The 11900-nt window shown below is 46.8% G+C and carries 6 protein-coding genes; 2 read left to right on the top strand and 4 right to left on the bottom strand.

All coding sequences use genetic code 11. The features are described 5' to 3' along the window. Positions 1 to 16: 16 nt before the first annotated feature. Together M3191_RS08940 and M3191_RS08945 are read right to left on the bottom strand one after the other, a co-directional pair. On the bottom strand, positions 17 to 1282 hold the full coding sequence (locus M3191_RS08940; RefSeq protein WP_251700044.1) for an MFS transporter: 1266 nt from the start codon (positions 1280 to 1282) through the stop codon (positions 17 to 19). Positions 1283 to 1426: 144 nt separating this feature from the next. After that, positions 1427 to 3052, bottom strand: coding sequence for a M20/M25/M40 family metallo-hydrolase (locus M3191_RS08945; protein ID WP_353056519.1), 1626 nt, complete (start codon positions 3050 to 3052; stop codon positions 1427 to 1429). A gap of 330 nt (positions 3053 to 3382) precedes the next feature. Here M3191_RS08945 and M3191_RS08950 point away from each other — a divergent pair, with 330 nt between their 5' ends. Together M3191_RS08950 and M3191_RS08955 are read left to right on the top strand one after the other, a co-directional pair. Then, positions 3383 to 5797, top strand: a complete 2415-nt coding sequence (locus tag M3191_RS08950) for a sensor domain-containing protein (protein ID WP_251700045.1) — start codon at positions 3383 to 3385, stop codon at positions 5795 to 5797. A gap of 83 nt (positions 5798 to 5880) precedes the next feature. Further along, on the top strand, positions 5881 to 7818 hold the full coding sequence (locus M3191_RS08955) for a GTP-binding protein (RefSeq protein ID WP_251700046.1): 1938 nt from the start codon (positions 5881 to 5883) through the stop codon (positions 7816 to 7818). 279 nt (positions 7819 to 8097) lie between these two features. Here the strand turns inward: M3191_RS08955 and M3191_RS08960 are convergent, their stop codons facing one another. Together M3191_RS08960 and M3191_RS08965 are read right to left on the bottom strand one after the other, a co-directional pair. After that, positions 8098 to 8706, bottom strand: coding sequence for an SAM-dependent methyltransferase (locus M3191_RS08960; RefSeq protein WP_251700047.1), 609 nt, complete (start codon positions 8704 to 8706; stop codon positions 8098 to 8100). A 110-nt stretch (positions 8707 to 8816) separates the two neighbouring features. Further along, the gene (locus tag M3191_RS08965) at positions 8817 to 11861 is read right to left on the bottom strand and encodes an efflux RND transporter permease subunit (protein ID WP_251700048.1); all 3045 of its coding nucleotides are present in this window, start codon (positions 11859 to 11861) and stop codon (positions 8817 to 8819) included. Positions 11862 to 11900: the final 39 nt, after the last annotated feature.

Below are 11900 nucleotides of genomic sequence, written 5' to 3' on the forward strand. Positions count from 1 at the left end.
CGGAAACAGCCTTCTTTTATGCAGCAAGCTCACTTTCTGGCTTCGGCACCATCCGCAACAGAATGCCTCCGATAATAAAGAGGATAACAAGACTGAACACACCGTACGCAGAGCTTCCCGTCAATGTTGCAGTTACACCAAGCAATAGTGGGCCCATGACGGATGCGAATTTCCCGAAAATATTATAGAAGCCGAAAAACTCGTTGGACTTCTCTTTCGGCACCAATTGCGCGAAATAAGAGCGGCTCAAAGCTTGAATTCCGCCTTGTGACGTCGCAACAAGCATTGCCAGAATCCAGAAATCCAATGTTGTCGATAGGAAGAACGCATAGATGCAGACGATGATATAAACAAATATCCCGACATACAACATCGTCTTCACCGAAAATCGCTGCGCAAGCCTTCCATACAAAATCGCAAACGGTGCGGCAACGACTTGGGTAACGAATAGGACAATCAGAAGATCAGTCGGTTCGATGCCCAAATCCGTTCCATATGCCGTCGACATCGAAATGATCGTACCGACCCCATCGATATAGAAGAAATACGCCAATAAGAAAATGAAGACGGTCCTGTATTTCTTGATTTCCTTGAACGTTTCACCAAGCCTACGGAAGCTGCTGGCTAAAATCCTTGGTTCCCGTTCAATTGCATGGATCTGCACAACATTCTTTAACATCGGAATCGTGAAGGTGAACCACCAAATTCCCGTGATGACAAACGCCAACTTAGTCGCGACTGTCGTCGAAAGTGGTATGACTTCCTGTTTCGCCAACAGGATGATGGCGATGCTGATGATGAAAGGAATCGTACTTCCGATATACCCCAATCCGAAACCGCGCGAAGAGACTTCATCCATCTTCTCTTCCGGCGTTACATCGACCAGAAATGCGTCGTAGAAAATATTTGCCCCGTGGAATCCGATCGCAGTGATCGTGTAAATGATCAATAACGGCAACCATGTTCCCTCCGGCACAAACGCCAATGAAACCGTCGAAAGTGAACCAAGGAGGAAGAAGGCGAAGAAAAATTTCTTCTTCAATCCCTCATAGTCCGCAATCGTCCCCAAAATCGGCCCGATCATCGCTAAAATGAATGTCGCAATCGCCACCGTATACCCCAAATACGCTGTCGACTGCGTCAGTCCGACCCCTGCTTCGGTCGCCACCGACTTGTAAAAGATCGGAAATACTGCTGTTGTAATGATGATTGAATAGGCCGAGTTCGCCCAGTCATAAAACATCCAACTTTTCTCCGTTTTTGTGTATTTCCCCTTTCCCATCCATCCCACCCCTTTCATACTCTTCAAAACTATGTTCGTACCAATATTATACAATTAATAATCAGCAAACAGTAGTGATGAATGATTTTTTCTTCACCAATTAAATAGGCCAACCCTTGATGAAACGGGTTGACCTCCAGGAGATCACGCCTCTATGAGAGAAAACATGCTTTTAATGACCTTCCCTAACACGCGAGGGGTATAGTGGAAGGCACTCTTTTTGTGCAATCGCTCGGTAAGCTTATGCGCATCTTTGCCATACGGACCGATATTCAGAACTGGCGCCTGAAGTTGCTGCATTTCCTTGAAAGGAATGCTATAGGTCCGGCCCCATACGGGTGTGTTTTCTTTATAAGACTGCCAGCCCGAATCTGTTGCGTCATAGTTCACATAGCTGAGATCAGAAATTCCATTGAAATAATGCACTTGCTTCGCTTCCACATGAAACTCTTCAAGTAAGATCTTTTGGACAAGGGAAATCTTTTCTCGTACGAGCTCGTTATCAGATGAATTGACGGCTGGATAATACGGAGGGGCATAAAACAGGATGACAGCTGGAGCCAATTCCTGACAGTGCAACAGTAATCGATCGCTGATGAGCATGGACATTCGCCGTTCATCCAACGACTCGTCCGACATGACATCTTCAAGAATCACTTGAACTTCCGCGTCGCCGATTTTCCCCTTAGCATACGTAAGCAATTCCTTGTACTCCAGTACGTTAATAGGACCGACTGGCTGGACGCCTTCACGTTTACAAACCGCTTTATAATCCTTTGAGCATTCCGCCATTGCCCGGTCAGCAGTATCTTTGAATATATTCATAATATCGTCAGCATTTTGACGCATCAAAAAGACATTGTACAAGGCCGCACTATGATGGGAAGTTTGGGTCGAATAATCTTCCTTCAAATCCACCTGCTGCAAACACACGGGCAACGGGGTCCTTTCTCCATACTGTTCTTCTACGAAATCCGAATTGAACTCCATCGCCCTCGTCAGATAAGACGCCATATAGTGGCTCGTCATGCCGCTCAAAGGTTCTCCGGCATGCGTCTCCCTTCCGTAAAACAGCGCTGAGGGCATAATTTTGCCGATGGTTCCCGAGTAAATATAATAATTTGGATCCTGCGGCTTCTGTGAAAAGGACGGCTCACTGTTAAGGAACAGCTCGTATTCCAATTGATACGCTTCCTTCAATTCCACGAGCCCCTTCACAGCAACCCTCATTCCGGAAGAATTCACCTCTTCATCAGGCACTGTCAGTAATAGAAGATTGATCGGCCACTGTTCAGCACTTGCCCTTTCCAATAAATGCAGATGTAATACAAGCCCCATTTTCATGTCCATCGTTCCGCGGCCAAATAAGTATTCCTCCGAATCCAAATCCTCTTGCGCATCCTCCGGCAAGTCGGCCATCCGGTTTTTCAATTCCTCCGTCAGTTGCCTAGGCAAGAAAGCTAACTCTTCTAATCCCGCGCCAAACTCCTTTGTATGAACGGTGTCGAAATGGCTGATCAACACAATCGTTTTATTCGTCACCCGGCTGTCATAAAGGGCGGTCACCGCATTTCTCCCTTTACCTGCATCGTGGAAATGAATATGCGAGCTGTGTTCTTGAAAATACTTCAATTCCAATAGCTTTTTTAACAGTCTCGTCGAAAACTCGACTTCCCCCACAGTTCCCGTTCTGCTTTCCCAACTGACCATTTCACATAATAAGTCTTCCAGTTGATCAGGCCGATTCCATTTCAGATTCTCCATTCCCATCTTGTGACCCCCTTTTTCTATGAATGTATAAAATAGTAACAGTTTCATCTATTGTTCTAAACGTACGACGGCAGGAATGGAAAGTCAATTAAACTTTATTGAATTGATTAAATAAATAAATATCTAACTCTTCGAAAAAACTGACTAAAGAACTATATTATGTGGAATGCCGCTCTTTCGGATGGTATAATTAATAAAATTATCTTTACTAATTTAAATTGATGTTTTAACGTCCCTGGGCTACTTATACTCTCGTTCCCTCAACCGGTGGATTACACAGAATTATTTCTTCGCGATATAGCGTTGTTTTTGTATAGAAAGGAAATGGAAATGTTGTTTTCGGAATTAAGCTACAACTCTCTCGTATCTCTATTGGATAAGAAATTTTGTGTATCAGTTACTGACAGAAGAGGGCGGATAACACATGTCAATGACAACTTCTGCGAACTGTCCGGTTATTCCAAAGAGGAGTTGCTCGGGAAGAGTTACGGTATTGTAAACCCTGGGTATACAACGGAGCGTTTTGTGGAGGAAATGGAGCAGTACTTTTCACGTGACGAAGCTTGGCAGAAAAATGTCATGGCCATTGCAAAAGATGGTACTCCATATTGGGTAAACGCCAATATTATTCCGGTATTGAATGCGGACGGGGAGATCATCCAGTTCCTTTCTATAGACAGTGACATTACAGCGCGGGAGCTTACGAAGGGAAAATATAAAGAGACACTGCAAAATCTGCGTAATATCGAAAATGCGCTCGACCACTCATCGGTCGTCGCCATAACCGACGCGAAAGGCGTCATCACGTATGTCAATGAAAAATTCTGTGCATTATCCCAATATACGAGTAATGAATTGATCGGAAAAACACACCGAGTCGTGAATTCGAAAGTTCATCCCAAAAGCTTCTTCAAGGAAATGTGGAACACGATCCAAAGCGGAGACATCTGGCAAGACGATATTTGCAACCGGGCGAAGGACGGCTCCCTCTATTGGGTAAGTACGACAATCGTCCCGTTTCTTGATGATGAAGGAAAACCGGAACAGTATATTGCAATCCGGCATGACATTACAGCTCGTAAGCAGGCGGAAGAATCATTGGAAATCGCTTTACAGAATGATTTCCGTACGACCGTGAAAAACTTGCAAAATGCGATTTTTAAATACACGACAAATGAAGACCGAGAAATTGAGTTCACCCTTTTCGAGGGACAAATTAAAGAACGGATCGGTATATCGGTGGACATATTAAACACACGGGAAGTCTACCATTTATTCACCGAAGAGCAGCTCGTAACATTCAAGAATTATTTATTGGCAGGGATGGCTGGGGAGATTGTCCAATTCGAGTTGCACTACGATGGTCTTTACTTCCTCGTTTACCTCTCGCCGATCGCAAAAGATGGAGAAATCGTCGAAGTTGTCGGCACAGCTATTGACATTACAGAACGGATTGAAGCTGAAAAAGTCATTGAGCATATGGCCTATTTCGATTCCCTGACCAACCTGCCCAACCGGAGAAACCTTCAAGAGAGAGTGAAACAGAAAATCGCCGGAGCTAGTGAGGGCGAACAGTTTGCCGTCCTATTCCTCGACTTGGATCGTTTCAAAAATGTCAATGACACGTTAGGCCACCATGTCGGCGATCAATTGCTCATTGCTGTCGGGGAAAGGCTGCGCGATTGTGTTCATAGTGAAAATGCCGTGGCCAGACTGAGCGGGGATGAATTTGTCGTCCTCATTGACTCCGGCGATACGGATGAATTGACAGCCCTTGCTGCCCAAATCGTTGAAGACATTTCACAGCCCTACTATTTTGAGAAACAAGAGATTTTCGTTGCCCCAAGCATCGGAATCGCATTGTATCCACACGATGGAGAGGATTATAGTACATTGATACGCAATGCGGACACCGCCATGTACGTGGCAAAGGAGGCAGGCAGGAGGACATTCCGATTTTTCACGGAAGAGCTCCACGAAGAATTGATGGAGAAGACATTTTTCGAAATGGAGCTTCGGCAGGCATTGGAAAAGGGGCAATTCCTCCTTCATTATCAGCCCCAATTCGATTTGAAAACTGGACAGTTAATAGGGATGGAGGCGCTTGCCAGATGGAATCATCCTGAACGGGGTTTTATCCCGCCGTTGAAATTCATTGAGATTGCCGAGGAGAACGGGTTCATCATCCCGCTCGGCGATTGGGTGTTGAAAACGGCATGTGCGCAGGCGAAAGCTTGGCAGGAACAAGGGCTTCCTGCTTTGCGGATGAGCGTCAATGTATCGATGAGGCAATTCAATCAGCCTTCCTTCGTGGCAGATGCACTTAAAATTTTGGACGAAACGGGGCTCCATCCATCGTATTTGAATTTAGAAATTACAGAAAGCATGATGTCAGACGTGAAGCGCTGCGAAACTGTTTTACAACAGTTGAAAGACGCAGGAATCACTGTCAGCGTCGATGATTTCGGCACAGGATACTCATCCCTCCTCTATTTGAGCAAGTTCCCGCTCTCCCATCTGAAAATCGACCAGGCGTTCATCCGGGAACTGAGCAACAACAACACCGCAATCGTCAAAGCGATTATCGACCTCGCGAAGAACTTGGGACTGAACGTCATCGCGGTAGGCGTCGAAACAGAAGAACAGGAACAATTCCTGAAAGACCTCGGCTGCAATGAAGTGCAAGGCTATCTTTATTCCAAACCGCTTCCTCTGAAGGAAATCGAGCAACTGCTGTTCCATTAATCTTCACATTACGCACTCCTATTCGGGGTGCGTTTATGTCTAAAATAAGAGTTATAGAATCCAGTATGAATTGAGGTGCGCCTATGTATAAAACAATCGGAGTCGTCGCACATGTCGACGCGGGAAAGACGACATTTTCCGAACAGCTGCTATTTCATACGAACAGCATTCGCCAAAGAGGCCGTGTCGACCATCAAGACACGTTCCTCGACAGCCATGAAATCGAGAAGAACCGCGGCATCACCGTATTCGCAGACCAAGGCGCCTTCACATTCAACGGGTCGCACTACACACTCATCGATACGCCGGGACACGTAGACTTTTCGCCTGAAATGGAGAGAGCTATCCAGGTGATGGATGCCGCAATCGTCATCATCAGCGCGGCGGACGGAGTGGAAGGGCATACCGAAACGGTTTGGCAATTGCTGAAAAAGCATCAAGTTCCAATCTTCTTCTTTTTGAATAAAACCGATCGCGAAGGCGTGATTTTACCGGACGTCTTGGCTGAAATTCGCAGCAGCCTTTCAGAGGAGATCTTTGATTTATCGGAAATGGAAGAAGGCTGCATGACCGAAAACCTCATTGAATTCGTTGCGGAACGCGACGAGGCATTGCTCGAGCGTTATATGGATGCCGGCTATGATGAAGCGCTATGGCTGGAGGCTCTAAAGCGGATGATTAAAAACCGCGATGTCTTTGCTTATGGGCATGGCTCTGCACTGAAGGATATCGGTGTACTTGATTTCTTGAAGAAGTTGGATTTGCTTACGGAAACGGATTATGTGGTTGAGGGAGATTTTGCAGCGCGCGTCTATAAAATCCGACATGATGAAAACGGCAACCGGGTGACGTTCCTGAAAGTGTTGCAAGGTGGCGTGCGCGTCAGGGATGAAGTGCAATATGCCGGCAAGCTTGAGAAAGTAACACAGATTAGAAGATATAACGGAAAGAAGTTTGAAGCGTTGGACGTTGCTCATGCGGGAGAAATCGTTGCTTTGACGGGGTTGACGGAAGCCGGCGCTGGTGATCCGATCGGTGCACTCACTGAGAAGGCAGTATTTGAGTTAATTCCTACGTTGAAATCAAAAGTCATTTTTGATCCTTCCGTCCATGTAAAGGAAGTGCTGCGCTGCTTCAAAATGCTGGACGCCGAAGACCCTTCGTTGCGCGTTGTCTGGGACGAGCATGTCCAGGAAGTACATGTCCATGTGATGGGCGTCATCCAGCTTGAAGTGTTGAGGCAAATTATGCGAGATCGTTTCCAATTCGACGTGTCGTTTGGCGATCCGAGAATTTTGTATAAGGAAACGATTCGTTCCACAGTAAACGGCTACGGCCATTTCGAGCCGCTGAAGCATTATGCGGAAGTACACTTGAAGATTGGGCCGGCAGAGCGGAACAGCGGCATTTCGTTTTACAATGTATGCCATGCGAATGATTTATCCATTGGCAATCAAAACTTGGTGCGGACCCATCTTTTCGAGCGTTCTCATCATGGTTTATTGACAGGATCGGCACTGACCGACGTAAAAATCACCTTGCTGACAGGCAGGGGGCATAACGAGCACACATCCGGCGGCGATTTCAGGGAAGCGACATTCCGTGCATTGCGGCAAGGGTTGGAGAAAGCGGAAAATGTTCTTCTTGAACCTGTTTACGATTTCAAAATAAAAGTCGGGATGGAGCATATCGGCCGAGTCCTTTCCGACATTCAGCAAGCATCCGGAAGTTTCGCGCCACCTCAGACGATAGGGGAAAACACTGTCGTGACGGGTCGAGTTCCGGTTGCCACGTTCATGAATTACAGCACAACATTCGCATCATTTACGAATGGGAAAGGTGCGCTTACCTTGCAGTTCGGCGGCTATGACGAATGCCATAATCCGGAAGAAGTGATTGAGGCGATCGGCTACAACAAAGACGCCGACCCCGAATACACATCCACTTCGATTTTTTGCGCAAAAGGCAAAGGCTATCCGGTTCCGTGGTATGAAGCGGAGGCGGCGATGCATTTGTTGTGATTGATTTGTAGAGTGCATTTGGCGCGCTTGGCAAGGGCCACTACTTTTTCTCTTCCGCGGTTATTTTTATCGCACATGACCAGCCCATTCGCGCCGAATGCCTTTGACCAATCAAAAATTTTCTTCGCCATTAGTATCTACTAGGTGAAAAGACACAAAATGACGATAACTTTGTGAATTTGACCGATAACTTTCGGAAAGTGACCGATAACTTCCTCGAACTGACCGATAAACTTGTAAATTTGACCGATAACTCACCGGAAATGATCGATATCTTCCCTACTCACCCAATCGATAAATTAAAAATCGCTCATTCTCATTTTTATCATATAGCCGGTCGACTTTTACTTCTTTCCACAGCTTAAACGGCGTCTGTTTGTCCATATATTGCACATATTCCGCGGTCGGGTAATAAAGAATGACGTCGACCGGACGTGCAGCCCGTTCCACGGACATCAAAATGTTACTAATAGCCGTCATAAATATTTGAATGGAAAACGGGTTAAAGAAATAAAATTTATTCTCCGACGAATCAATTTCATACGTTTCCGCAAAGCACCGCTCAAAACGGATTGCCCCGCCGCGGAACTTCGCTTTACGGCGATATCTGACCAAGTTTTCAATTGCGTCCTCGTAGAGCTGGCCATTCATCTCAATGCCCGTAACAGATGATCCGAAGTGATGATGAACGTAAAATGACACGCGCGCTTTGCCGCATCCAAAATCGACAAAACCGTCCGATCGTTTCAACTCGTAAGATTTGAACAGCTCGTCCAACGCTTCGTAAGGCGTCGCCTCATAGCGATTATAATGAGCTGACTGACTCAGTAGTTCAAGCGTCCCACCCGTTTTTATCCGAAGAAGGTTATCGTACTCCTTTTCGTTCAACGAACTCACTCCCTTTCTTCATCGCCTCATTGTAGCCGTCTAACTTGTCTTATGACAAGCGGAAAACACGATCTTCATTATTCATGAAGATCGTGCTCGCACTACATTAGTCATTTCACAGGTTCGGCCAATCGTGTCACCACGCGTTTCCTTCGTTTGGCAGTCACCGCTTCCGCCACTATCTCAGTCTTAGTAAACAAACGATACACCGATGGAATGAGCAGCAATGTTATAAACGTAGCAAACAGCAATCCGAAAATTAACACCGTTGCGAGAGGCGCCTGATAATTTCCCGATGCACCGGAAGCGAGCGCAAGGGGCAGCATTCCCCCAACAGTCGTCAACGTCGTCATGAAGATCGGGCGAACCCGGTTCCTTCCTGCTTCGACCAAAGCCTCTTGCACAGTCATTCCCTCCTTTCGAAGCTGGTTCGTCCGGTCAATTAAGAGAATTGCGTTATTCAACACGATACCGATCAGCATGATGATGCCCATCCCGGACAACAGATTGAGCTCCATCTGCGTCACGAACAATCCGATGATGACACCGATGACTGCCATCGGAATGACCGACATAACTATGAGCGGGTGTCCCAGGTGATTGAACTGGACAGCCATGACGAAATAGACGAGGAACAGTGCGACGCCCAACACTAGAAGCATTTCCACCATGAGCTGCTGTTGTTGCTCGATATCGCCGGCTACATCGATTGCATAGCCCGCGGGCGCATTGAATTCGCTAATGACTCTTTGCACGTCGCGATTAATTGCACCTAAATCCCTTCCTTCAATATCCGCTGAAACTGTTATGAATCGTTCCCCGCTGATATGTGTAATTTCGTTTGGCGTGCTGACCGATTCCAAGCTAAGAAAATTTGATAATTTCTTATCGCCTTCCATCGTCGGAATTTCCAAGTCGAATAGCGCCTCCCGCGTATCCGTTTTAGAACCCCAACTTACTAGTAGAGGCACATTCTCTCCATCAAGCATCATTTGACCGACAGGCATATCAATGAAAGCTTGTTCGATGAATTGTTTCACCTGCATTTGCGATAAGCCGGCATCCGCGATTGCCTTCTGTTTTAGCACAATCGCCTGTTCTTCCGATGTGCGTTCCATTGAATTCGTCATGCCGACGAGTCCTTCAACCTTGCCGAGCTGCCCCATAAAGTCCTTCGCAATTGCCTGCAGCTGACCAAAATCTTCCCCTTTGATCATCACTTGGACAGGCGCGCCGCTCACTTCGGACATTGCCGATTGCACGGTTCGTATCGGTTCTGCTTCTTGGAACTCCCGCAGCGATCGTACTATCTGTTCATTTACTTCCTTCTGTTCGAGAACCATGTCATTACCTTTGGTCATATTGACGATGACAAACAGTTCGTTAACACTACCTTCCAATACATAGCTGGATTCGACATCGTTAATCCTCGCCAACTTGTCATTCAGCAGATGTGCAAGCCGCTCTTTTTCAGCAGGCTCCACCCCTGTTTCAAGTGCAACGACAATCTCGCTATATCGATTAAAGACGTCCGGCATGACGGTCATCGAAATTTTATTCACAAGGAAAAGCGACCCGGCAAAAAGTCCAAAAAAGACTGCGATGACTAGAAGACACCGACGTTTTTTCCCAACAATCCACGAAACGATTGCATTGTACCCTTTGCTGAAACGGCTCTCTTTCCTGGTATTACGGATGTCCCGGTAGCGAAGGAAATTCTCCGAAAGTACAGGAATGAGCGTGAATGCGACAAGCACCGAGCTTATCAATGTAATCGCCACGACAATCGCAAGGATGATCATGAACTCGCCCAATCCCCCACCGATAAGGCCGATTGGAAGAAATACCACAATCGTCGTCAGCATGGACGCGAAAACGGCACCCGCCACTTCCTTCGTCCCTGCAAGAACCGCCTCCAACTTTGCGAGGCCGAGCTCCCGCTGCCGATAAATCGATTCCAAAATGACAATCGACGAGTCCACCATCATTCCGATTCCAAGCCCTAGACCGATAAGCGTCAGCATATTGAGGCTGTATCCGAGCATATATACCGTCAAAAAAGTCAGCAGCACCGATGTCGGGATCGAGACGGCGATGATGAGCGTCGCACGGACATTTCTTAGGAATAAAAGCAGAATCGCAATTGCCACAATGCTGCCGATCAGAATATTGACGACTACCCCATCAATTGATTCCTGTACGATGTCCGCCTGCGCCACCATTTCATTCAACGTAAAGCCTTTCACAAGCCCTTCATCACGTATCTTCTGAATCTCGGCACGGACTGCTTTCGCCATATCAATTTGTGTAATGTTCGCGGCCCGCCCTACTTGGATGAACACCAATTCCTTCGTCCCGTTTTTCCATACGAATGATGAATTTTCACGAGTCGCTAGCGTTACATCTGCAATCTCCTTCAGTTGAATAAAACCTTCTGCTGTTGGAATTTCAATCCGCTTCACTCCGTCAATATCCTCAAGCCGGGAATTCCAGCGGATGATCCCGTCCTGCAGTTCCCCAATTGTCGTTTCCGAGTTCGCTTGCGCAATGAACCCCGCGACTTGCGAAATATCCAATCCATGCTTTTTCATTTCATCCCGATTGAACGTAATGGACAGTTCCGGCTCCGATACGCCGGATAGATGGACGTCTTGAACCTCCTTTAAGCCTTCAAGTCTCGGTTCAAGTACATCCTTGGCGAAGGCCGTCATCGCTTGAAGATAATCGCCCGAAAGGTCCATGAAAAACTCATAGCCTTGCTGGACACCGTATTGCATGGCCACGGCTACTTGAATTTCAGAATGCTCCGCTTTTGTTTCATTCACCGCTTTGTCGACATCTTTCATGACCTTATCGCTCTGCCCACGGGCAATCGTTATATCGAGGGAACTGCTCCCGACCGTCGTCGTCGACCGTACTTCCTCAACACCTTCGATTCCTGCAAGCTCCTGTTCCAGCGGCGAGGTTATGAACCGTTCTACATCAACCGCTGCCATATCCCCCGCGTCGATATAGACGGACGCCCCATCCATCCCGACCGACGGCATAATTTCCTTATCCAATTTAACGATCGCAAAGCTCCCCAAAGCTACGATCAACACGGTCAATAAACCAACCAGCACCTTCTTTTTCACAATAAACTCCAATACCTTCACAACCATTCCCCTTTCCAGCCTCATTGTTCATTAGCTTAA

Origin of the sequence: Sporosarcina luteola (assembly GCF_023715535.1) — a bacterium.
Taxonomy (GTDB): Bacteria; Bacillota; Bacilli; order Bacillales_A; family Planococcaceae; genus Sporosarcina; species Sporosarcina luteola_B.